Origin of the sequence: Nostoc sp. 'Lobaria pulmonaria (5183) cyanobiont' (genome assembly GCF_002949795.1) — a bacterium.
GTDB lineage: Bacteria > Cyanobacteriota > Cyanobacteriia > Cyanobacteriales > Nostocaceae > Nostoc.
On record NZ_CP026692.1, the window covers coordinates 3,337,371 to 3,361,136 of the forward strand.

Below are 23,766 nucleotides of genomic sequence, written 5' to 3' on the forward strand. Positions count from 1 at the left end.
TTATTCCGTTGTATCACTTTTGCCAGGGAACCGCAATTACCAAATAAGCGCGTTAGAGCTTTTGCTAATATATCAAAACAAATGTACTATATCGAATAAGATTGCACAAGCATGAAAAAAACTGAGTCAACGGTACAGATGTACGATTTGCTACTATTATTACGTAAAAGCGGCGCTAGCAAGCTGGTAATCAAATTAGAACTAAGTTTTTGGGAACCCTAACTAAGACTTGAAAGGTAAATCAACATGACTAACAATCAAAATCAACCCAGAGATTATGATGCAGTTTTAGGAGGACAATCGCCGCCTCCTATAGATGGACTTGTTCTCGGAGGAATTGAGGGTATTAAGCGTTGTTTATCAAATCCTGTGGCTAATGTGCGAATTGCTGCACTCAGCGAAGCCTTTAAATATGGTGATGCAGGCTTAGATGTCTTAATTCAAGGGTTACAAGATAAATCGAGGTTAGTGCAGCGTTTTGCTTATCGAGTATTGAAGCAAAGAACAGAACCGCAAGCTTTACAAGCTTTGCAGATATATAAACCTTGGAACTTGGAAGAAAGATTGAACGAGTATCAAGGGTATGCCGTTACTCAATTTGCTAATCAGCAAGTTGTAGAGTTTGATCAAAATATAGGTATTACTGAACCTATTAACAAAGCTTACGTCCTGAGATGTGGATATGATGATAATGAGCAGAATTTATGGAGTCAACTGAGTAGACTTCTGCAAGAATCCAACGCTAACAAAGTAGAAGCTTTAGTCTTTGGTTTGTGGCCGGAAGCTTATGAAAGGGATTCAAGTAGTATTGTCGAAGCTTTATTTGATGGCAAAAAATATTTAACTAATCTCAAAGCTGTTTTTATCGGTGATATTGCTCCTGATGAATGCGAAATTTCTTGGATTCAACAAAGTGATATAAGCCCCATTTTACGAGCTTATCCCAAACTGGAAATTTTACAAGTTCGTGGTGGCGACGGTTTACATTTTAGTCCACCAGTACGACACGATCGCCTCAAAGCATTAATTGTGGAAACTGGAGGATTAAATCGAGATGCTGTCGCCCAAATTTGTAAGATGAATCTCCCAGCATTAGAACATTTAGAATTATGGTTCGGCAGTGAAGATTACGGCGGAGACTGTTGGGTTGAAGATATACATCCGATTATTTTTGAAGGAATATTTCCCAATTTAACTTATTTAGGGTTACGCAATAGTCAATTTACCGATGAAATAGTCAGTGCTATTGTGGCTTGTCCAATTATTAATTCTATCAGCATACTTGATCTGTCGATGGGAACATTGAGTGATATCGGTGCTGAAGAATTGCTGAATTGTCAGGCTATCAGTTATCTTGATATTCTCAATGTGTCAGAAAGCTTTTTATCTGAAGAAATGATTGATAAATTGTCTAGTTTGGATGTGCGGGTTTTGGCAAATAATCAGAAGAAAGAAGATGAAGATAGCTATATTCATGGTCGCTATTGTTCCATTGCAGAGTAATTTATAGGTACATCATGTTCATTTTTAAATAAAAACATAAGGCATTTCAAATGAATAACAATCTAAATCAACCCGGAGAATTTGACGCAGTACTTGGTGGAAAACAGCAGAATCAAAACTACGCTGTAGTTTTAGGAGGACTTGAAGGAGTTAAAAATCGTTTAAATAACGAAGATGATGAAGTCAGAATTGCGGCGCTTGAAGATGCGCTTAAATATAGTGACGCAGAAGTAGATTTGATAATAGAAGCGTTATGTGACCATTCAGAAAAAATACATAATCGTGCTATTGATTTACTACATAAAGTGGGTATTAAAGGAAAACAGGCATTACTAGATTATGACCCTTGATTAGTTTTAACTACATTTAACAATTGGGAAGATTACGATTATGACAGAATTAATGACCCAAGAGGTCAGGCATATTGTCTGTGTGCTGAAAATTATGTAAATAGTAAAAATAAATTATTGCGCTTGCTTAAAGATCCCAAAGCTAAATATATAGAAGCAATTAAATGTGAAGTATACTATAAAGATCCAAATCGTGAAACTGCTTTTAAGGATTTTGTATTAACAATTATAAATGCTAGTAAACTACTTTCTTCTCTTCGAGCATTATTGATTGGAGATTATACTACAACCTATAATGAGAAATACCGAAAATCCAGAGTTAATGTATCTAATATTCATCCTCTGTTAAAAGCCTATCCTAATTTAGAACTACTTCACATACGCGGACGTATGCTTGAGGAAGATATTCTAAAACCTGAACTAAAAATACTACAAGTTCTGAATTATCAAAATAATTCTATTATTTCAGTTAAGCTTTTAAAACATGAGAGTTTAAAAACTCTGATTATTGATGCTGATGGTATATCTGATAGTAATCTGGCGAAAATTTGCAATTTAGATTTACCATCTCTAGAGTACTTTGAACTATGGCTAAGTAGAAGTAATTTAAGTAATATCAATATCGATAGCTTAGCACCTGTACTTTCAGGTAAATCTTTCCCTAATTTGGTGTATTTAGCAGTAAGAAAATGCGGAAATATGAGCGAGGTAGCTCGGGCTATTGTTAATTCTCCAATCATGACAACTTTGAAGATACTTGAGGTAACAGATGGAAATATAAGTAGTGGAGGTGCTATGGCTTTGTTAAAGTCTTCAACAGTTAATCGCCTGCATACTCTCAATGTTTCTGGAAATCGTTTACATAAAAATACAATTGAGCAACTTTCAACCTTGAAATGTCGAGTAATTGCAGATTCTCAGTTTAGCGATCGCTATTACTCAGTCTGGGAATAGACTAAAGCCAAAATCACCATTTGTCAATCTATCAAGGATATAGCCCTTTTTGCTATTCTTCGTTACACGAATGAAAAATCCTACATCTACAAATTTTTATCGATAAATTAGGATTAGCCAAAATGAACAATAATTCAAATCAACCGAGAGATTTTGATGCAGTACTTGGTGGAGAAACACCACCTCCTGTTACTGGTGTGGTTTTAGGAGGGATTGAAGGAGTTAAAAATCGGTTGAAAAGCCCTGAAGCTAGAGAAAGAGCATCTACATTGATTGATGCTTTACGCTATCAAAAAGAAGGTTTTGAATTAGTAATTGAAGCCTTGAAAGACCCTTCAGATAAAGTGCAGATGTTTGCTGCTCGTCTTCTTCGAGATAAAGGTGGACAAAAGGGTAAACAGGTTTTATTGAGACATAATCCTCAGGAATGTTTTACGATGCTAGAAGATTGGCAATTTGAAACTTTTTATCCAAATATTGGAATCACTTCTGCAATTAGTACAGCTTACAATGTTAACCTCTATCGTGAGGAGCCAAATTCTCGTGGAGGATTTCGTGTAGTTGAAGATTTTAATCTAGATGCTCTTCAATTATTCCTCAATGATATTCAAGTCAGTGAAGTTGAAGCTTTAGCTTGTTGGATGCCTGATGAAAGCTACTTACAAATATATCACGAAGAGTGTCAGACACTTATAAATATGCTTTGTAAAGCTAGTCAAAAGTTAATAAATTTAAAAGCTTTATTTATTGGCGATCGCCGCCAACATGAATACAAAAAATCGCGTATTTTTCTAAGTGATATGACTTCTATATTAGAGATGTTACCAAAATTAGAGGTATTTAAATTACATGGAAATCCTTATGAAAATCTATTTTTTAAAAGCACTTATCATCAATATTTGAAAAATTTAGTATTAGAAACAGCAGATAACAATGCTCGCACAATAGCACAAATATGCAACCTTGAATTGCCATCACTTGAATATTTAGAATTATGGGGAGGGAGGTGTAGATACTCACCAACAAATTTCGATTATTTTAAGACCCTATTTTCAGGTGAATTAGTTCCTAACTTATCTTACCTTGCTCTACCAAGCTTTGAAAATACTGACGTGATTGTAGAAGCTTTAGTGCAATCTCCAATTATTGAACGTCTAGCTGTGCTTGATATATCGATGGGAACTTTAACTGATAAAGGTGCAGAAAATTTGCTAAGCTGCCCAAGTGTAAATCGGCTTTACACACTTAATATTTCCAAAAACTGCATATCCCCACAGATGGTTCAACAATTGTCTCAACTTGATTGTCGATTAATTGCAGATTCGCAAGAAGAAAATGAGAACTACCATCGAGGAGGATCGGCTTCACGTTATTACGCATTATACGAATAAACAATATATCAAAAATGCTAAATTTCATTCTCATCGCCAACCCTGAAAATCGCCGTGTTGGTTTCTTTCAACAAGCACTAACTCATTTCAATTTACCACGAGCCACCGTAGTAGATTACGCAGATTTAATATCAGGTAAACAAACTCTCGCACAATTCAACGCACCTAACACGATTATCCGCTTCGATTCTCCAGAAAAGAACTTTGATATTGATAAAGCCATCATTGGGGAAGGGAGTGGCGAGTGGGGAGTAGGGAATGGGGAGATTTTTAATCATCAACGTATCAGTAAAGAAGCGGCGACAAAATTAGAATTCGACAAAGGACTCATCCTCTACCCACGACAGTGGTATTTAGGCTGGCGATATCTCCTGCAAAAATGGGAATCTCAACTTACTCCACTCCAGGGTTACTTCATGAACCATCCGCAAGATATCGCTGTGATGTTTGACAAACCAGCCTGTCACGAAAGATTCAAGGGTTACAATATTCCCGTTCCGCGATCGCTTGGTAAAATTCACAATTACGAACATTTGCGCGAACAAATGCAAACACAGGGAATAGAACGAGTATTCGTCAAACTTTCCCACGGTTCTGCCGCTTCGGGAGTTGTGGCTTATCGCGCAAATTCCCGTTTTGAATCAGCTATTACCACCGTCGAACAAGTGCGAGAAAATGGAGAAACCCTACTTTACAACTCTCGTAAAATTAGGCACTACACCCACCGTGAAGAAATCGCTGATATCATCAACATTTTAACAGCAGAAGGCGTACAAGTTGAAGAATGGCTACCCAAAGCAAATTTGCAAGGATGCGGTTTTGATGTGCGTGTGGTGGTTATTGATGGTGAAGCACAACATATCGTTGTTCGCCTTGGTAAAAGTCCGATGACAAATTTACATTTAGGTAATGAACGAGGAGATACAGAGGAATTTTTAGCAAAAGTTGGTATAGAAAATTGGGAAATGATGAAGCGAACTTGCGAACAAGCAGCAGCGTTATTTACTAATAGTTTATATTGCGGAGTTGATTTACTAATTTTACCGGATTGGAAAACTCATGCAATTTTAGAGATTAATGCTTTTGGCGATTTATTACCGGGAATTTTATGGAATGAGATGGATACTTATACGAGTGAAGTTAAAGCGATTTTGGAACGAACCGCAGAGGCGCAGAGAACGCAGAGAATAAAGAGAAATTTTTAAGATGCTTAATATGAATGAAATAGTGGAAACTCACGATATCTTATTTATTACGCTAGATACTCTGCGCTATGACGTAGCTAAAAACTTACTTATACAAAAACGGACTCCTAATTTAGAAAAAGTTCTACGAAACACAGGTTGGGAAGAACGACATTCACCTGGAAACTTCACTTATGCTTCTCATCATGCGTTCTTTGCAGGCTTTTTACCCACACCTGTAACACCTGAAATTCACCCCCGCCTTTTTGCTTTGGGATTTGAAGGAAGTACCACTACAAGTAATACAACTTGTGTGTTAGATAGCTCAAATATTGTTAATGGATTAGCTGCAAAGGGATATCATACAGTTTGCATTGGTGGAGTTGGTTTTTTCAACAAACGCAACCCTTTAGGTAATGTAATTCCCTCAATGTTTGCTGAAAGTTATTGGAGTCCAGAATTAGGAGTTACTAACCCCGAATCTACAGAAAATCAGGTAAATCTGGCGCGAAAAATTTTAGAACAAACGCCAAATAATCAACGTATATTTTTATTTATAAATATTTCTGCCTTGCATCAACCAAATTATTTCTATCTTCCCGATGCAAAAGATAAAATCGATACCATTGAATCTCACGCCGCAGCTTTGGAATACGTCGATCGCCAATTAGCTAAACTCTGGAATATTATACGAGAAAGGCATTCTACTTTTTGCATTCTGTGTTCTGACCACGGGACAACTTATGGTGAAGATGGTTACACTGGACATCGACTCAGCCATCCTGTCGTTTGGACTGTTCCTTATGCAGAGTTTATTTTATGAAAACCTCACGCAAAGGCGCAGAGGCGCAGAGTTCTAAATTCTTTTAAATCCTATGCTGACAATTCAAAATCTCAAATCTAAAATTGCCCAGTCTCCTTATCAAGCATACGTTTATTCTTACCCTCACAAAACAGCTTATCGTCCTTTCAGCCCACCCGTATATCTCCCGGAACTTTGGACGCAGCAAGATAGACAAGCGCTATTTCTTTACATACACATACCGTTTTGTGAAATGCGTTGTGGTTTCTGTAACTTGTTTACCACAGTCAGCCACAATGAAGATTTTATGAGTCAATACGTCCGCACGGTACAGCGACAGGCGCAACAAATGAAAGCGGTGTTGGGTGATGCGTCTTTTGCTAGGTTCGCTATCGGTGGTGGAACTCCCACCCAGTTACCCATTCAGCACCTTGAAACTATTCTCGATATTGCTGAAAATACGATGGGTGTGAAATTACAAGAAATCCCCATTTCTGTGGAAGTTTCGCCAGAAACCGCTACTGAGGATAAGTTAAGGTTGTTGCGATCGCACGCCGTCGATCGTGTTAGCATTGGTGTCCAAAGTTTCATCGAGTCGGAAGTCTTAGCCACCCAGCGCCGTCAATCTAATACTCAAGTAGAAGCAGCTTTGACAAGGATAAAAGAGGCTGGATTTTCTACTTTGAATATTGACCTGATTTACGGTTTACCCGGTCAAACTGTCAATACTTGGTTGCAATCAATACACGCTGCCTTGCGCTTTCAACCAGAAGAAATCTATCTGTATCCATTATATGTACGACCGTTAACAGGTTTGGGACGAACAGATAAAGAATGGGACGATATTCGTTTAGCTTGTTACCGCGAAGGGCGATCGCTATTATTATCGCAAGGATATACGCAAGTTTCTATGCGGATGTTTCGACAAGGGGAACAAGGTAATAATATTTCTCCCTTGTCTCCCCCTTCTCCGGTCTACTGTTGTCAAGCCGACGGTATGGTTGGTTTAGGTTGTGGCGCACGTTCTTACACCGATACTTTGCACTACTCCAACGAGTATGCAGTGGGAGCAAAGGGAATCAGCGAGATTTTACAAGCATATATTCAAACACCCGATGAGTTATTTGAATACGCGCATTATGGTTTTCAACTAGATGCAGAAGAACAACGTCGGCGGTATATTCTATTATCTTTACTTTCTAATGAAGGATTAAATTTGATTAGTTATCGCCAGCGATTTGGTAGTGAAGTGGACACTGATTTCCCAGAATTTTCAGAATTACTGGCTTTGAATTTGGCGATAAAAGACGAGGATATTTTGCAGTTAACTGAATTTGGTATTGAACGTTCTGATACTATTGGCGCGTGGTTATTTTCTGAGAAAGTTCAAGAACTAATGCAAGGTTATGAGTTGAAATAGTCGGGTTTAACCCAGATTTGTATCAAAGCAATTGCTCGCGTCTAAACAGAATTTTACATTGTATCTACTGTTGGATAAAATATGACAAACAATCAAAATCAACCCAGAGAATTTGATGCGGTATTTGGTGGAGAAGCAGCACCACCTCTACAAGGTGCTGTTTTAGGTGGTATTGAAGGAATTAAAAGACGCTTATCGAATTCAAATATTGAAGTGGGAATTGCGGCTTTAAGTGAAGCACTAAATTATGGTGATGCAGGACTATGTTTGGTAATTGAAGCTTTAAAAAATAAATCAAAAAAAATACAAAAATATGCATTAAATATTTTAAAAAACACAGAAATATCTCAAGCAAAACTAGCTTTACAGAATTACAAGTTTTGGAGCAATTTTGAAAAAAACTATAGTATTCCTTGTGGTTATTCAACTACATTTGCTAACCGAAAAGTGATAGAATTTGACCCTAAAATTAAGATTAATGACACAGATAATATAGCTTACGCTTTAAGGATTGTCCCCGCTGAAAGCTATGGAAAACCCGTTATGAGTAGTGTAGACAAGCTGCAAATATTGTTGCAAAGTCCTCTTGCTAATCAGATTGAAGCTTTGGTATTCGGATTGTGGTACACAAGTTCTTTAGAAGATTACACTTTCCGTCCTGTTATGGATGCATTACTTAATGCTCATGAACAACTTAGTAACATTAAAGCTTTATTTATAGGAGACGTTAATGATTGTGAATTGACTCATTTGCCACTTGTATACAGTAATTTCAGTTATATTTTGTTAGCTTATCCACAATTGGAAGTATTAAAAATTCGCTGTAATAATTCTTCAAGGTATTATAAATACTTCACTGGGATACAATTCAGTCCAATTAGACATGAAACTTTAAAAGCAATTATTATCGAGTCAACTGAAATTTGCCATGAAGTGATTGATGAAATTTGCAAGCTAGAATTACCAGCCTTGGAATACCTTGAATTATGGCTTGGTACAAATTGCTACATATATTCCTCTGTTATTGAATTGATCAGAAATGTTTCTCATATTTTTCCAAGACTTAAATATTTAGGACTACGTAACTGTGACTTCTCAGATGATATTGCTTTTACTATCATAGATTCTCCAATTATTGAAAATTTACTGGAACTAAACCTTTCAGTTGGAACATTAGGATACAAGGGTGCAGAATATTTACTTAATTGCCCATCTGTTCGTCAACTAGATCCTCTTGATATTACTGATAATTATTTAACTGATAAGATAATTGAAAATTTTGCTCAATTAGATATTGAAGTTATTGCTGAAAGGCAAAGTTCACCTAATGATATATAAATAATTCATATATTGTTATGTTGCCTAATAATCAAATTTAACTAACATTTAATAATAACTAACTATTACTATGCACTTCACCATCCTCTATCGCGGTTCTCTAATTAGTTGCAACTACGGCTGTGAATATTGCCCCTTTGCAAAACGCCAACAAACAGCCGCAGAATTAGCAATTGATAAACAAGCATTAGAAAAATTTGTCAATTGGATTTCCCAACATCCTCAACATCAATTTTCAATTCTTTTTACTCCTTGGGGAGAAGCCTTAATTCATTCTTGGTATCAACAAGCTCTGGTAAAATTAACGCAATTGCCCAATGTTAATAAAGCAGCAATTCAAACTAATCTATCCTGTAATTTAGATTGGGTAGAGGAATGTAACAAAGATAAATTGGCACTTTGGGCAACTTTTCATTCAGAATGGGTGACACGCGATCGCTTTGTAGCAAAATGCCTCAATTTAGACAACAAAAATGTTAATTTTAGCGTTGGAGTTGTGGGTTTTCCCAAGTTTAAAACAGAAATAGCCGCTTTACGTCAGGAGTTACCAAACCACGTTTATTTGTGGATTAATGCTGTGAAAGCTGAACTTCCTAATTTATCATCAGCAGACCGAGAATTCTTCCAATCTATCGATCCATTATATGAATTAAATACCAAGCATTATTCCAGCTTTGGGCATTCTTGTCAGGCTGGTAAATCAGCGATTTCTGTTGATGGTGACGGTACAATGTGCCGCTGTCATTTTATTAAAGAACCAATTGGTAATATTTATGATTTTCAATGGGAAGCAGCTTTGGGGGATCGACTTTGTAGCAACCAAACTTGTCATTGTCATATTGGTTACGTTCATCTGGAATATTTAGAAATGAATAAGGTATTTGGTTCTGGTATTTTAGAAAGAATTCCTAAGAGGATGTCTAAAAAGTTTTCTCCGTGCGATCGCAGTTATTTGTAAGGCGAAAGGGAAAATTTCTCTTGCAGCTTTTTTGCTGGGAGGCATATTCAGGCTCCGGTGTTGGTTGTCCAACTTCCACCTGCATCGAGGGCGTTTCGCCCCCTTCAGTGGCATAAGCTCCCACTCCCAAGAACAATACATATTGCTATTCCTGGATCTCAAAAAGCTCGCGTATATCTACCTCAACTTCCTGGCACACTTTCAAAACTAAATCTAACATCGTGAATCTCAAGTTCAATCAAATCATTATCTTTAAGGTTATATAGCTCCCGAAGTTTCACATTGCAAGCTATCTCAATAATTGTTTTCGGATGATCTCCACTTTCAGTATTATTTTTGTCTGTTCTTAAGATGAAAGCATCTCTGCCAAATATCTGACAGGGAACAATGCTCACAGAAACAGTCCCTCCATATTCTTCCTTTTCCAGACGTATGAAATTTTTCGGAAGATGGTAAGGTTGATCTAACTGAATATTTAAAGTTCCAGGAAAAAATTTCATCCCCGTTTTTCTCAAGTAATATTCTTGGAGTTTCTCAATCCAGTAAGAAAAGTTTCCTAAACCACTGACAACCTTACCTTTTAAGATTTTCATATATTTTTATTTTTGTAAATAGGCTGGTATTGTATAGATTGAACATATTATGCAGTAGCGATCGCTAAATCTATTTCCTCTTGATTAGCTTTACTAGGAGTCGTGCAGAAAGAACTTACCTTTATTAGCCTTCATAGATCATTAACTCCGAATCACTGCTGTTGCCATAAATTGTCTAATTTGGCTCATGCCTTACAACTGCATCGACAAATTAGAGGGGAGTGGTACTGATACCGCGCACAAAAATATCTACACAGGTTTCGATATAGTCCTCACAGCTATAGCTGCCTTGATTGAATTTTGCACTGCGGCATAGCATTCCAGCCAATAGCATTCCTGTAAACATATCGACAACCGGAAATGGATCGAGGTCTGCTCTGACGGTGCCTCGTTTCTGACTCGATTGCAGGTAAGCTACCAGTTTTTTTGCTAAGGGCTTGGCAGCTTCTTGAATCACTTGTTTCGCTGCCTCTGGATGACGTTTGGCTTCTCCAATGAAGGTACGAATTAAGTCCTCCTGTGTCTCTAGCATAGTATTGTAAAGATCGGCATACTGTTTTAAATCAATTTTTAGATCCTGTGTCCACGCTTCGGAGTGTGCAAGGGCTTCTGTCTGGAGTGCCAAGGCATTTTTCATTACTGCTCCCAGAAGTTGTTCTTTGCTAGCAAAGTGGCGAAATAAAGTCACCTCATTCACACCAGCAACACGAGCTATTTCACGGGTAGTTGCTCCTTGAACACCTAAACTGGCAAATACCTGTAAGGCGGCTTCTATCAAACGTGTACGGGTGAGAGTTGATGAACGGATGGTTTTATGCATTTATGCTGGCAAGTACTTACTTTCATCATAGATTATGTAGAAAAAGTGGTCGTAATTTGGGGAAAATAATATTGATACCAATATTTTTAAAGTTATTGAAAATATTTACTTTTTCAAATTGATTTAGGTGCAGTAGCTAATGTTTTACTCATTTTAGTAACTGGAACAACTATCCCACTTCTTAAATAATGAGGTGCTTTTTGGATGGCAGTAAATCCTAATCGTAAATAAAACCCTTCAGCATAAAGGCTAGCGGTTGTAATTACCTTATCTATACCTTGCTCAGTTGCTTCATCGCAAAAATGTTGAACTAAAGTACGGCCAATCCCTTTACCTTGATATTTAGGATGGACATACAACCCGATTAGTTCATCAACAATGAAACGAGCAAAACCTATAACAACATCTCCCTCGATCGCAACCCAGAAAGATTCTGCTTTCATACTCTTCAAGATATTTGACCCATTAGGTTTGTCGCGGTAATTGCGCCAAGCTAAAAGTTCTTTTTGGGTGTAGAAAGTTGCAGGCAGAGCTTTGATGGCAGCAATATGAATTGCACTCAGCACCCACGCATCTGTTTCTTGGGCAGGTCGAAGAGATATTTCCTTAGCGTTCATAGGTTCAGGGCTGGCATTCAGATTACAAGAGAAGGCAGAGAGCAGATTGCTTTTAGCGTCTCCCCTTGGGAGAAGGCAAGAGGAAAGAAGTATGAATGAAAACTTTAGTTCTGGGTCATTGCCCAGTTTAAAAAGAAGAATTGTTCTGTAGGGTATGTTACGGCTTCCGTAATGCACCGAAAATCGGAAATGGTGCGTTATGTGTTTCACGCTAATACAATCTACCCTATCTTCTAATTATTTGCGCCTAGCTATTTATTAGCAGTTTGCAATTGAGTCACAACTCGCTGGACAATTTGCCGTCTGATTTCCTGAACATTGTGACTTGCATCTATAACGCGAGCAAGTACTGCCGCAGGGGCAGTTTGGGGAGAACCACTGTTAAAGGGTGGTTGAGGATTGTATTCAATCCCTAGTTGAATTGCTTGGGCGAGCGCTTCCCCAAATAACTCAGCAGCTAGAACCAGCCCAAAATCAATGCCAGCTGTCACACCACCGCCTGTAATTCGATTGCGATCGATGACAACTCTTTGAGCAACTGTCTTCACTCCTAACATCTCAAGTAAATCCAACGATAGCCAGTGAGTAGTGGCGCAATAACCCTGAAGTAAACCCGCCGCCGCCAGCAGCAGCGAACCAGTGCAGACAGCCGTAACATAGCGAGCTTGTTTCCCTTGGGTTTTGAGAAAGCCGAGGAACTTTTCATCTTCCATTTTGGCATTGATACCTGGGCCTCCTGGCACAAATAATACATCTAAGGCTGGGGCTTGAGCAAAGGTTGTGTCAGGTAGAAAAGTGAGGCCGCAATCGCTCCGAATTGGTTCGAGTGTTTCCGCCAGCAGATATAATTGCACCTTTGGCAATTTGGCAAAGACTTCGTAGGGGCCCGTAAAATCTAACTGCGTTACATCTGGGAACAATACTATTCCAATCGATAGAGAAGAAATTTGTTCTGTAACAGTCATTATTGATACCCTTGTTCGCAAAAATTCCGATCGATTGCTCCTGCAACTTGCCCAATAGTATAACTTTTGAAATATAAGTTACGGTAATTTTATCAACAGAAACTATAAATAACTTTAATTATCACTAATTCTATCGACAAACCGTATATTATGGATAAAGCAAAAAAATAACCAACTTCAAAAGAGAAATTTTGAAGTAATCAAGCAATATCTTGTGATATTTGGCTAATTTTATTGTGTTTATTTTGAATATCTTCTCAAAGCTTGCTCCCTTAGAGTATTTACCAAGCTGGCAGACATTAGAAAATCAAAAGGAGTGAATGTGATCAACGCCATACAAATTAACGAAAACTTGACAACAACAGGACAAATCATACCGAAACAGCTTGAGCAAGCTATTCAAGAGGGTTTTAAGTCCGTTCTCAATTTGCGATCGCCTGATGAACTAGGATTTTCCAAAGATGAGCAAAAAGTAGCGGAAGCATTGGGGCTGTATTATCAAAATGTTCCACTCAAGGTGGATCTAAAAAATTTGAATGAAGAGGTGATAACCAAAATCCTCACGATACTCGAACAAATCCCGAAACCAGCGGTTGTACATTGTGCCGCCGGGATGCGATCGACTGGAATTGCGCTGTTGAGTATCGCTATCCAGGAAGGATTAACACCAGAGGAAACCTTAGCAAAAGCGAAGAATCTCGGCTTTGGATTCTTTGAACACGCTGGCGTTAGTCCCCGATTGAAGCAATTATTTGTGGACTACGTTAACAAACACGCAAAAATAGCTATACCTGCTAGCTGCTCTTAAATGTTAGTGATTTTTAATTGTTATGTCTTAATAGACTAGTACCGCAAGGCGGAAGTCAAAAGTCAAAAGTCAAAAGTCAAAAGTATAATGGAATGGGCTTTTTAGGGATTTTAAATGGTTGCTTTATTTACGCCGTAGTGTACTAGAAGGCTGCTATACAAATCATTAAAGAACAATTCAGAAGCGAAGCCTGAGACGCTCCACCAAAGTGTCAGAATCAAGACGTTCTCTACGTTCGTGCAGCGCATAGCTTGTTTCTTTGCAGGGGTAGCGAGTCGCACAGAATACAAGCAAGAGAATTCTGGCTCCTGACTCCTGAATTCTTTCTTGTTAAATTAAAAACTGCTCTTGCTGAAAGCAGACAAGAGCAGTTTTGAATAACAAAGCCCAAAATAAAAATTAGGCATCTTCAAGTTCAAATTGAGCCACTGTAACAGCATTAAAAGCGAAAGCTAAAACTAATGGCATCGGCGACTGAAACCAAAAGGTAAAAAGAACAGCTAGGATTGTGCCAATTACTGCCGACATTGACCACAATCGTTCTTCAAAAGTCAGTCCTTTTTCGGCTTTAATCAATCTGAGAACATGAACTGGAATTGGCTCTGGCATTACCCCACCCGGAGGGAAAGCCCAGAAGTTGTTACGTCGCTCAACAAATAAATCTGTCCAGCCATTTTCTTGGCACCATGCCTCAATCCATTGAAGTGAGTAATGATTCATCATCGGGTTTCGGAGTTCGGTTTGTGGAAGTTGTGTACTTGGTGAATGTAAACTCTGGGAGATTCCTGAAGAACTAACTAATCGCTATAAAATTAACGCTAATTATCGAACTTTTAAGCTTTGTTAAGCAATTGAATACGCATATAATTACGTCCAAACCTTGCTTTCATTAATTAAAAGACTAACAGTCGATCGGGGCTGTTGAATTTAAAATACAACAAACTTTACTTGAAAAATAGAAAGTCAAGAATTGTAAATAACTCCGTAAGTATTACTGCTCAAAAAAACTTTTTATGTCTTGAAAATTTAAATCTACAAATGAAGAATTGTAAATAAGTCAACAAGCATAAGCCATAGTAGACATTGCTTTATTTAGCTAAATTATTCCTTTAGAGTTAGAAATTTCAAGTTTTATCTTCATTAAGAGCGATAGATGATGCTCCCCGTCTCTATTTTGCTAAAGCTTGCTTGATGTAAGAAACACTTTATACTCAGTCATTGCGATCGCTATTTAGTAATTATTGTTCTGATATCCAAATGTAATTTTAGTGCGATCGCTGATTGCCACGCTCTACCTCAAGTAGCAGGGATAATTTTGCTAAAGTAAGAAGCTTATGCTCTTTTTGCGTTACAAAATATTAAGCAACGGAAATATACGTTCTTCAAGTCCAGTAGCAAAGCTGCGAGTCTCAATTAGTACGAGCCAGTCTTGCTAATATTCAAATGCGGTAATTAAATGTGGCGATTATACACTAAATTGGCTCTCAATATATTTTGGCGGCAAGGGTTGGCGTTCCTTCTCGGAATTATTATCTGGTGTGTGGCCGATCCAGCAGTGGCAGTAGACTGGACTCATCCACTGTCATTTAGCAATGCAGAGTTATCAAGACGTGATTTTTCTGGACAGAGTTTGCAAGCTGCGGAGTTTTCTAACGCCAATATGGAATTGGCTAACTTTACAAACGCTGACTTACGGGGAGCAGTCATGAGCGCTTCGGTAATGACAAAAGCAAATCTCCACGGAGCGGATTTAACGAATGCAATGGTCGATCAGGTAAACTTGACTAAGGCAGATTTGAGCGATGCAGTTTTCAAAGAAGCTCTTTTGCTCCGTGCCATATTTAATGATGTAAATATAGACGGTGCAGATTTTACAGATGCAATTTTGGATAGAGTGCAAATCAAAGAACTGTGCACCAAAGCCAGTGGTGTGAATTCCAAAACAGGCGTGCAAACTCGTGATTCTCTAGGATGTCAATGAAGCGTGTTGGTGTAATTGGTGGCGGACAACTTGCCTGGATGATGGCGGATGCAGCACAGAAGCTAAAAGTAGAATTAGTAGTACAAACTCCTAGCGAACACGACCCGGCCGTGTCAATCGCCAAAGAAACTGTTTTCGCACCAGTTGATGATGCAAGTGCTACGGAAATATTAGCTCAAAAATGCGATGTTATTACCTTTGAAAACGAATTTGTTAACCTGAATGCTTTATCTGGTTTGGCACAGCAAGGCGTTTGCTTCCGTCCCAGAGTAGAGGCATTAACTCCTCTTTTAGATAAATATCATCAGCGTTGCTATTTACGCGACTTGGGCTTACCAGTTCCTCAATTTTTCGCCCTTGACGAGGTGGAAAATATCAAATCAAAAATAGAATATCTAGGTTTTCCAGTAGTCCTCAAATCCCGTCGTCACGGTTATGATGGTCAAGGTACTTTCATAATTCAAAATTTTGCTACTTTAGAGCAAAAGCTAAGTGATAAAAGTACAACACAAACTTTAAATCAATCGCTTTTCTTGTTAGAAGAATTTGTCCCATTTGAAAGAGAACTAGCAGTAATTGCAGCTCGTTCTGTGGAGGGAGAAATTGTCACTTATCCAGTTGTAGAAACCCAACAAGAACAACAAGTGTGTCGGCGAGTGATTGCGCCAGCCGAAATTACGCCCAATCAAGTAGCAGAAATCCAAGCGATCGCACATACTCTATTAAATAGCCTAGAAGTAGTGGGAATTTTTGGAATTGAGCTATTTCTCAGGGCTGATGGCAAAGTGCTGGTAAATGAAATTGCGCCCCGTACTCACAATTCTGGGCATTTTTCTCTTGATGCTTGTGAAACTTCTCAGTTTGAGCAGCACCTCAGAGCTGTTTGTGGTTTACCTTTAGGGAATCCGGCTTTGCAGTGCGCCAGCGCTGTAATGGTGAACCTATTGGGGTATGAAAATTCTCACAGTGACTACCAAAGCCAGCGTCAACAAATAGCAGAAATTCCCCAGGCACAGGTTCACTGGTATGGAAAGATAGAATCACGTCCGGGACGAAAGTTAGGACATATCACCGTTTTGCTGGATAATCAAAATCGAGAGATGGCGATCGCGATCGCCCAGACCATAGAATCTATCTGGTATCCCAGGTAAATAGATCGGAAAATTTCGATGTTGAACACACAACATCTTTTGAAAAGCTATAATGAGTGAGTTGCACTACGACGTTGGTGACTGCCATCAAGTTTTTTGATCTATGCCTTTAATGACAAGGGAGTCAACTGTTCTCGTGGCAGTATACCGGGCATGTACCCGGAAACTTTAAACGAGGAATTTAGGTTCCCACCTGGATAAACCCAGGTCATAAACTTAGGTAAAACGGCGTCGCGGTGAACTTAAAATTATTAGCTCCCAAAGTTCAGTTAGAATTTGGGGGCTTTAATTATTTAAATGAGTCTTCAATTATACAACGCCAAAATATAAGTGTAATAGAGTGAAGCGTAGGCTTCTTGAACCGTAGGTATCGCTTTTGCTGATCTACAATACTTAGGGTATTCGGAAGTTTTGCACAATTGTTAGTAATGTCAGTTTTTATGTTTGAACAACAACCCGAAGATTTACAATTTTATGTTAAACAGTTAGCTACCGAAGCTTTGCAAAAATCAGAACCATCGGCATGGTTTGAAGTGTTATATACCGAAGCTAAAGGTGATACAGCAAAAATTCCTTGGGCAAAGTTAACTCCTCACCCTTATCTACAAGATTGGTTGACGGATCATCAACCGTTCGCTTCTGGGCAAAAGGCGCTAGTCATTGGTTGCGGCTTGGGAGATGATGCCGAAGCTTTAGCTGATCGAGGGTTTGAAGTAACTGCCTTTGATATTTCACCGACAGCGATCGCTTGGTGTCAAGAGCGATTTCCAGATTCGACTGTCAATTATATAGTTGCAGATTTGTTAGCAATTCCCCCACAATGGCATCAAGCTTTTGACTTTGTTTTTGAATGTCGTAATATTCAAGCTTTGCCGTTGAATGTGCGTTCTTGGGTTATCTCCTCAGTTACCTCTCAAGTTGCTCCCGGTGGCACACTTTTGCTGATTACTCGTGTTCGAGATACAGAAGCTGAACCTTCTGGCCCACCTTGGCCATTATCAGACTCGGAACTCAAACAGTTTGAAAATTTGGGATTACAGCCAGTAGAAAAACTCGTGTTTTTAGAATCTGAGCTTGACGTTAAGCAAGTGCGGATTGAATATCAAAGGCATAATTCTTTGACATCCTCTGATTTATAATGCTGTATGTGGGAAAAACCTGCCGCAGTAACAAGCGGTGGAAGGGCGTACACGCCTGCAAAGACTATATCGCCAGCTACCAAGAGTGAATTCTACTACGGTAAATTCCAACGTGTAATTCCTCTGTCTGCTAGGGTTCAAAATACCAATGTCACCGCAGATTATAAAGACGGCATTTTGAATCTGACACTGCCTAAAACTGAGCAAGAAAAGAACAAAATTGTCAAAGTTAATCTAGAGCAACCTGCTGCCTAATGGGTTCTGATGAGACTACTCTACCTCTAAGAAATAATTGATTGAGATAGCTAAGAGCTTGGTTCTGACATAGACCAAGCTCTTTTGTATGCGATGTCTACTTTAAGGGGCTGCGCTTACGCTTTTTTCCTCTAAGAATTGGGTGGGGACGATCGCTCCCCAAGTCTCACAAATATTGCACCGCGCTGAACATTACTTAAGTAAACCACACCTAAGTGCGATCGCCTCCAGGCGCGATTATTGTCTAGCAAAAGCCAAGTCACTTTCAATTAACTTGGCACCTGTTAGGTTAACCCCACTTAAATTACATTCGTAAAAATTTGCCCCTCTTAGGTCTGCTAGTGCTAGATTAGCTCCTGTTAAATCTGCACCAGTGAGGTTAACTTCACTTAAGTTAGCACTACTTAGGTTAGCCCCACGAAGTGAAGCTTGTTGCAGGTCTGCCCCGCTTAGGTTTGTCCTCATTAGGTATGCCTTACTGAGGTCGGCTCCACTTAAATTAGCTTGACTGAGGTCTGCTGCTGTTAAATCAGCTTTAGTGAGATTGGCTTGACTTAGGTCTGCCCAACTCAACTGAGCATAACTTAGGTTAATTTCACTCAGCTTTACTGATGCAAGTACTGCACACCTCAAGTTAGCATTAACAAAATTTCTTTCTCCGATTGCATAACGGCGTAAAATTTCATCACTTGCTACTCTGTCTAAAACAGCTTTTGATGCGCCTTGATAACACCATGTAGTTTCTAATAGTTTGGCAGCAGTGTTAATAGCTACCTCATCACATTTAGCTATGATTACACCATTGCAGCCATCCCACTGACCGTTAAGCATCAGGGCAATCTCACTAGCGGCAGCAATTGAGTCAAATAGTAAAACAGAGTCTTTGTGCCGTTTTAACCAGTTATTCCAAATCGAGATAATATTTTTCATTTTTATAAGTTTTGGCGCTTTCAGAAGATAATAAACAACACTCAGAGAGTGACATGAGTAAAGCATACAAGAGCAACCTGACCCTGGAACAATATGAATTGATTAGTGACCTGATTCCAGAAGCCAAACCGGGTGGTCGCTTTTCTTGAAGTCGATATGTGGGAAGTCCTGAATGGGATTTTTTATATTCTGTTAGAAGGAGTTAGATGGCGATCGCTAAGAAGGAGATTTTCCAGTTTGGCAGACAGTCTACATATATTTTCGTAATTGGCGCTGCATATGGAACTTGGCTAAAAATCCATGACAGTCTCAGGGAGTGGGTTCGGATAGAGAATGAACCTCACAAGAGTCTATCTGAAGCAATCGGGGATGCCAGAGGAGATTAGAGCAAGGATCTTCGACCACTTATTTACAACTAAAGAGGTTGGGAAAAGAACGGGATTAGGATTAGCGATCGCTCGTCAAATTGTCGAGGAAACCCATGATGGGCAGTTGAGTTGCAATTCTGTACTTGGCAAAGGAACAGAATTTGTCATTGAGATTCCAGTATTTTAACTAATTTGCGATTTTCCTCTCAATGCATAACGCTTCCAATTTCTTCGTAATGCGGAGAACAGCAATAGCACAATTCTACAAAATCTGTATAACTTGATTCTAAATCAGGTATCGTTCAGAGTTAAAATGACACAATTGCGTAAAATTGTGGTTAAAACTACAAAAAATTGTTAAAACAACTAACTAATACCGCATTTCCAGCCTCGGTCTTCCGACTAGAGAGTGGTTTAACTTTTATTCATCAAGAAATTCCCACTACTCCTGTAGTTGTGGCGGATGTTTGGGTGCGTGCTGGAGCCAGCCTAGAGCCAAAACCTTGGTTTGGTATGGCGCACTTTTTAGAACACATGATTTTTAAAGGTACGGCGACGCTACCTCCTGGAATGTTCGATTCCAAAGTTGAAAACCGGGGTGGCGTGAGTAATGCGGCGACAAGCTATGATTATGCTCATTATTCACTCACCACAGCTGCCCCTTATTTAAAAGAGACTCTGCCCTACTTGGGAGAACTACTGCTCAATGCGGCAATTCCAGAAGATGAATTTAGCCGCGAACGGGACGTGGTGCTAGAGGAAATTCGCTCTTGTCAGGACGATTCTGACTGGATAGGCTTTCAAGCGCTGATTCAAAGCATCTATCCGCATCACCCTTACGGACGTTCGGTGCTGGGTACTGAGCAAGAACTGATGCAGCAATCGCCAGAAGCAATGCGCTGTTTTCACCGCACTCACTATCAGCCAGAAAACATGACAGTGGTAATTGCAGGCGGTATAGCCCAGCAACCAGTTTGGGAAATGGTAAATCATTCATTTGCTGATTTTGCCGAACGCTCGAGTTGTCCGCAGTTTGAGAAAGTGACAAAGCCAGTAATAACAGGAATTCACCGTCAAGAACTGTGTTTACCACGCATAGAGCAAGCGCGATTGTTAATGGCGTGGCTAGTACCCGGAGTAGAAGATATCCGTACTGGCTATGGTTTAGATTTTTTGTCAGTTTTATTGGCAGAAGGGCGGACTTCGCGTTTAGTGCGCGATTTGCGAGAAGATTTGCAATTGGTACAGGGAATTTGCAGTAGTTTTTCTCTACAACGAGAATCAAGTTTATTTACAATTACTGCCTGGTTAGAACCAGAAAATCTGGAGGAAGTTGAGTCTTTAATTTGCGCTCATTTGGATGATTTGCTGACTAGAGGAATTAGCGAACAAGAACTTGCTCGTATACGCAGACTTCTATGTAATGAGTATGCGTTTTCTACTGAAACACCAAATCAACTGACGGGGCTTTATGGATATTACAATACCATTGCCCAAGCGGAATTAGCTGTGACATATCCCCAGCAGATTCAGTCTTTTGATGCCAAAGAACTGCAAAAATTAGCTAAACAGTATCTCTCGCCGGAGAATTACGCGGTTACTGTACTTAAACCGTGTTAGTTATTGGGCATGGGGCATTAGTTTTTGACAAAGGACAAAGGACAAATGACAAATGACAAAGGACAAATGACAACCTTGCTGCAAAAATCGCCCATCCATCGCACCGTATTGAACAATGGCATGGTCGTGCTGGTGGCAGAAAATCCGGCTGCGGACATTATTGCAGCGCGAATCTTTGTGCGTGCCGGTAGTTGTAACGAAAACCGGGAGCAAGCAGGGTTGGCACATTTGTTATCAGCAGTGATGACAAAGGGATGCGATGGACTTTCTAGCTTGGAAATTGCTGAAATTGTCGAGTCTGTAGGGGCGAGTTTGAGTGCAGATGCTGGCACTGATTATTTTTTGCTATCTTTCAAGACGGTAACATCTGATTTTGGGGAAATTTTAACATTGGCAGGGCGGATTTTGCGATCGCCTACTTTTCCCGAAACTCAAGTAGAACTAGAACAGCGTTTAGCACTCCAAGATATTCGTTCCCAAAAAGAGCAACCGTTCAATGTCGCCTTTGAACAAATGCGGCAGGTAATGTACCAAAATCATCCATACTCCATGTCAGTGCTGGGAGATGAATCCACCATGAGCCGCTTAACTCGTGCGGATTTAGTGGAGTATCACCAGACTTATTTCCGTCCAGATAATGTAGTAATTAGTATTGCAGGCAGAGTCACACCCACAGATGCAGCAGCGTTGGTGGAAGAAGTTTTTGCTGATTGGCAAGCGCCAGCCCAAGCACTACCAATCCTGAATTTACCTGAGATTAAGGTGGAACCACAGGTAAGGCTGAAGCCAGTACAGACACAACAATCAATCGTGATGCTTGGGTATTTGGGAACATCGGTGAGTTCTGTTGACTACGCCGCCCTGAAGTTGCTGTGTACCTACTTGGGAAATGGGCTTTCTAGCCGCTTGTTTGTCGAATTACGGGAAAAGCGCGGTTTAGCTTACGAAGTATCCGCCTTTTACTCCACAAGGCTATTTCCAGCGTCGTTTGTAGTTTACATGGGTACAGCACCAGAAAATACCAGCATTGCCTTAGAAGGACTGCGTACAGAAGTAGATTTGTTATGTACCACCGAAGTATCTGAAAGCGCACTCCAAGCTGCTAAAAACAAGATCCTGGGGCAATACGCCTTGGGGAAGCAAACGAACGGGCAAATTGCTCAGATATACGGCTGGTATGAAATTTTGGGCTTAGGAATTGATTTTGACACCAAGTTTCAAGAATTGATTGCGGCGGTGAGTGCCAAGGATGCGATCGCTTCAGCTTGTAAATATTTAAAAGAGCCTTACTTGTCTTTAGTTGGTCAAGAAGAAGCAATTAATCGAGCGATCGCGTAACTGAGAATGTGCCGCAGCTACGCCCGTTGCAGATATCGTAAAATCCAGCAGCTGTTTTTTCGACCAAGCGGCTGTACCATTAGCATGAGAATATTCTGGGAGTGAATTCCATGCAAAGCAGCCTGACAGCAAGTATTTTGAGTTATTTAAAATTACTAGACCCAACTGTAAATCGCTGTAAAATGGAAAAACGGCAAAAGGATTGGTGGCCAAAGAGGTCTAAATCTTTATCAGCCATTAAAATACTCTTGTTCTTGGCTACGCCTCTGCTTATTACCTCAACGACTCTAGTGTCAATAGCAGCCCCACAAAAAATTGCCCAACTAAATCCTGGAAATAGCATTAACCGCCCTAACCTTAAAGTTGGTAGCCAAGGCGAACGCGTATCTGAACTTCAGGCAGCTCTGAAACTTTTGGGTTTTTATTCTGGTGCAGTAGATGGTATTTATAGTGAGAATACAGCTAGTGCTGTTTCCCAGTTTAAACAAGCAGCTGGCTTGAATCCAGATGGCGTTGTTGATGCCAGTACTTGGCAACGACTTTTTCCTAATCAACCTGTAGCAGCATCAACCGTCCCTTCATCCCAGCCAAGATTTAACTCAGCTACAAATTTTCCTGTTCCAACCCAAGCTAGTAACCTCACCAACGTTGCAAATCCCAACCCCAACCCTCCGAAACAAGCTGTAACCCAAGTTCCGACTAGACCAGAAGCAAAACCTACTACCCCAAAAAAAGCTGTAACCCAAGTTACGGGCAACCCTGAGCCAAGACCTGCTACTCCCAGAAAAACGACAACTTCTAGCACAAAGAAAACGCCGAAGCGTACTACATCAACTACTCGAACTCAGTCAAACACAACTACTAAACGAACTCCCGGTATTCAATACACCTCAGAAGGTTTGCCAATTTTGCGTATAGGATTACGTGGTTCTGAAGTTGTTAAGTTGCAACAACAACTGAAAAAGCTTGGTTTTTTGAAAGGCGATGCCGATGGTGACTTTGGCGAGACAACCGAAGACGCGGTGAAAGCTGCACAAAAGCGCTATGGTTTAGAAGCTGACGGCGTAGTTGGTGGCTCTACCTGGGAGGTTCTTTTGCGGCGTTAGGCATAGTATGAGCATAGCCAGCGTCTCCTTTGCGTGTAAGTAAAGGCACGGGCGAAATACTTTGAAGTTCTGATAACTTATTTATTTTTTGGAAATCCCCAAAGTACAGAGGTTTTTCAACTTCAGTAAACCTCTGTAGGGATTTTACGCTTCACAGCATTTTTTATGAATTTAA

Annotated in this window: 23 protein-coding genes, 1 other RNA gene and 3 pseudogenes; 20 read left to right on the plus strand and 7 right to left on the minus strand. The window is 39.7% G+C overall.

What is annotated here, in order from left to right; genetic code table 11:
* The first annotated feature begins 246 nt into the window (after nt 1–246).
* The 9 genes from NLP_RS14520 (at nt 247) to NLP_RS14560 (ending at nt 9,900) form a co-directional block, all read left to right on the plus strand.
* A complete protein-coding gene (locus NLP_RS14520) occupies nt 247–1,503 on the plus strand; it encodes an STM4015 family protein (RefSeq protein WP_104907002.1) in 1,257 nt (418 codons plus the stop codon).
* A 50-nt stretch (nt 1,504–1,553) separates the two neighbouring features.
* Nucleotides 1,554–1,853 carry a hypothetical protein gene (locus NLP_RS14525; protein WP_104907003.1) on the plus strand — a complete coding sequence of 100 codons (300 nt, stop codon included), beginning with the start codon at nt 1,554–1,556 and terminating at the stop codon, nt 1,851–1,853.
* Nucleotides 1,854–1,976: 123 nt separating this feature from the next.
* On the plus strand, nt 1,977–2,807 hold the full coding sequence (locus tag NLP_RS14530; RefSeq protein ID WP_158680381.1) for a hypothetical protein: 831 nt from the start codon (nt 1,977–1,979) through the stop codon (nt 2,805–2,807).
* Nucleotides 2,808–2,929: 122 nt separating this feature from the next.
* A complete protein-coding gene (locus NLP_RS14535; protein ID WP_104907005.1) occupies nt 2,930–4,198 on the plus strand; it encodes a hypothetical protein in 1,269 nt (422 codons plus the stop codon).
* 14 nt (nt 4,199–4,212) lie between these two features.
* The gene (locus NLP_RS14540) at nt 4,213–5,403 is read left to right on the plus strand and encodes an STM4014 family protein (RefSeq protein ID WP_104907006.1); all 1,191 of its coding nucleotides are present in this window, start codon (nt 4,213–4,215) and stop codon (nt 5,401–5,403) included.
* 10 nt (nt 5,404–5,413) lie between these two features.
* Nucleotides 5,414–6,205: an STM4013/SEN3800 family hydrolase gene (locus NLP_RS14545; RefSeq protein ID WP_234017328.1), complete on the plus strand. Its 792-nt coding sequence runs from the start codon at nt 5,414–5,416 to the stop codon at nt 6,203–6,205.
* Between the two features lie 52 nt (nt 6,206–6,257).
* Complete coding sequence (locus tag NLP_RS14550; protein ID WP_104907008.1) at nt 6,258–7,604, plus strand: STM4012 family radical SAM protein; 1,347 nt, start codon at nt 6,258–6,260, stop codon at nt 7,602–7,604.
* Nucleotides 7,605–7,685: 81 nt separating this feature from the next.
* Nucleotides 7,686–8,942, plus strand: a complete 1,257-nt coding sequence (locus NLP_RS14555) for a hypothetical protein (protein WP_104907009.1) — start codon at nt 7,686–7,688, stop codon at nt 8,940–8,942.
* 70 nt (nt 8,943–9,012) lie between these two features.
* Nucleotides 9,013–9,900, plus strand: coding sequence for an STM4011 family radical SAM protein (locus tag NLP_RS14560; protein ID WP_104907010.1), 888 nt, complete (start codon nt 9,013–9,015; stop codon nt 9,898–9,900).
* A 182-nt stretch (nt 9,901–10,082) separates the two neighbouring features.
* Here NLP_RS14560 and NLP_RS14565 read toward each other — a convergent pair whose 3' ends face one another.
* From NLP_RS14565 to NLP_RS14580, 4 genes are all read right to left on the minus strand, one after another.
* Nucleotides 10,083–10,493: a DUF120 domain-containing protein gene (locus NLP_RS14565; RefSeq protein WP_104907011.1), complete on the minus strand. Its 411-nt coding sequence runs from the start codon at nt 10,491–10,493 to the stop codon at nt 10,083–10,085.
* A gap of 211 nt (nt 10,494–10,704) precedes the next feature.
* A complete protein-coding gene (locus NLP_RS14570; RefSeq protein WP_104907012.1) occupies nt 10,705–11,313 on the minus strand; it encodes a TetR/AcrR family transcriptional regulator in 609 nt (202 codons plus the stop codon).
* 113 nt (nt 11,314–11,426) lie between these two features.
* Nucleotides 11,427–11,930: a GNAT family N-acetyltransferase gene (locus NLP_RS14575; protein WP_104907013.1), complete on the minus strand. Its 504-nt coding sequence runs from the start codon at nt 11,928–11,930 to the stop codon at nt 11,427–11,429.
* Between the two features lie 251 nt (nt 11,931–12,181).
* A complete protein-coding gene (locus NLP_RS14580) occupies nt 12,182–12,895 on the minus strand; it encodes a DJ-1/PfpI family protein (RefSeq protein WP_104907014.1) in 714 nt (237 codons plus the stop codon).
* 322 nt (nt 12,896–13,217) lie between these two features.
* On the opposite strand from NLP_RS14580, the gene NLP_RS14585 reads away from it, so the two are divergent.
* The gene (locus NLP_RS14585) at nt 13,218–13,703 is read left to right on the plus strand and encodes a beta-lactamase hydrolase domain-containing protein (protein WP_104909883.1); all 486 of its coding nucleotides are present in this window, start codon (nt 13,218–13,220) and stop codon (nt 13,701–13,703) included.
* A gap of 399 nt (nt 13,704–14,102) precedes the next feature.
* On the opposite strand, the gene NLP_RS14590 is transcribed toward NLP_RS14585, so the two are convergent.
* Nucleotides 14,103–14,426 carry a hypothetical protein gene (locus tag NLP_RS14590; protein WP_180277395.1) on the minus strand — a complete coding sequence of 108 codons (324 nt, stop codon included), beginning with the start codon at nt 14,424–14,426 and terminating at the stop codon, nt 14,103–14,105.
* Between the two features lie 733 nt (nt 14,427–15,159).
* On the opposite strand from NLP_RS14590, the gene NLP_RS14595 reads away from it, so the two are divergent.
* The 5 genes and pseudogenes from NLP_RS14595 to NLP_RS14615 all read left to right on the plus strand — a co-directional run.
* Nucleotides 15,160–15,684 (plus strand): pentapeptide repeat-containing protein, encoded by a 525-nt coding sequence (locus tag NLP_RS14595; protein ID WP_234017329.1) that lies wholly within the window; start codon nt 15,160–15,162, stop codon nt 15,682–15,684.
* Nucleotides 15,681–16,835, plus strand: a complete 1,155-nt coding sequence (locus NLP_RS14600; RefSeq protein WP_104907015.1) for a 5-(carboxyamino)imidazole ribonucleotide synthase — start codon at nt 15,681–15,683, stop codon at nt 16,833–16,835. The genes NLP_RS14595 and NLP_RS14600 overlap by 4 nt, the downstream gene beginning before the upstream one ends.
* 60 nt (nt 16,836–16,895) lie before the next feature.
* A non-coding RNA gene (gene ssrS / locus NLP_RS14605) (6S RNA) lies at nt 16,896–17,079 on the plus strand.
* A 196-nt stretch (nt 17,080–17,275) separates the two neighbouring features.
* A complete protein-coding gene (locus NLP_RS14610) occupies nt 17,276–17,974 on the plus strand; it encodes a class I SAM-dependent methyltransferase (protein ID WP_104907016.1) in 699 nt (232 codons plus the stop codon).
* 78 nt (nt 17,975–18,052) lie between these two features.
* Nucleotides 18,053–18,229 (plus strand): annotated as a pseudogene (locus NLP_RS14615) (Hsp20/alpha crystallin family protein); the annotation flags it as partial.
* Between the two features lie 237 nt (nt 18,230–18,466).
* Here the strand turns inward: NLP_RS14615 and NLP_RS14620 are convergent.
* Nucleotides 18,467–19,159 (minus strand): pentapeptide repeat-containing protein, encoded by a 693-nt coding sequence (locus NLP_RS14620; RefSeq protein ID WP_104907017.1) that lies wholly within the window; start codon nt 19,157–19,159, stop codon nt 18,467–18,469.
* 53 nt (nt 19,160–19,212) lie between these two features.
* Between NLP_RS14620 and NLP_RS14625 the strand changes: the two are divergent.
* From NLP_RS14625 to NLP_RS14640, 4 genes and pseudogenes are all read left to right on the plus strand, one after another.
* Nucleotides 19,213–19,536, plus strand: a pseudogene (locus NLP_RS14625) (transposase); the annotation flags it as partial.
* A pseudogene (locus NLP_RS14630) lies at nt 19,526–19,714 on the plus strand (ATP-binding protein); the annotation flags it as partial. The pseudogenes NLP_RS14625 and NLP_RS14630, both read left to right, overlap by 11 nt.
* 167 nt (nt 19,715–19,881) lie before the next feature.
* Nucleotides 19,882–21,147, plus strand: coding sequence for a M16 family metallopeptidase (locus NLP_RS14635; RefSeq protein ID WP_104907018.1), 1,266 nt, complete (start codon nt 19,882–19,884; stop codon nt 21,145–21,147).
* 66 nt (nt 21,148–21,213) lie between these two features.
* The gene (locus NLP_RS14640; protein ID WP_104909885.1) at nt 21,214–22,485 is read left to right on the plus strand and encodes a M16 family metallopeptidase; all 1,272 of its coding nucleotides are present in this window, start codon (nt 21,214–21,216) and stop codon (nt 22,483–22,485) included.
* Here the strand turns inward: NLP_RS14640 and NLP_RS34165 are convergent.
* Nucleotides 22,444–22,698: a hypothetical protein gene (locus tag NLP_RS34165; RefSeq protein WP_199784903.1), complete on the minus strand. Its 255-nt coding sequence runs from the start codon at nt 22,696–22,698 to the stop codon at nt 22,444–22,446. The genes NLP_RS14640 and NLP_RS34165 overlap by 42 nt on opposite strands.
* Between NLP_RS34165 and NLP_RS14645 the strand changes: the two genes are divergently transcribed.
* The gene (locus tag NLP_RS14645) at nt 22,596–23,591 is read left to right on the plus strand and encodes a peptidoglycan-binding domain-containing protein (RefSeq protein ID WP_104907019.1); all 996 of its coding nucleotides are present in this window, start codon (nt 22,596–22,598) and stop codon (nt 23,589–23,591) included. The genes NLP_RS34165 and NLP_RS14645 overlap by 103 nt on opposite strands.
* The last annotated feature ends 175 nt before the right edge of the window (nt 23,592–23,766 follow it).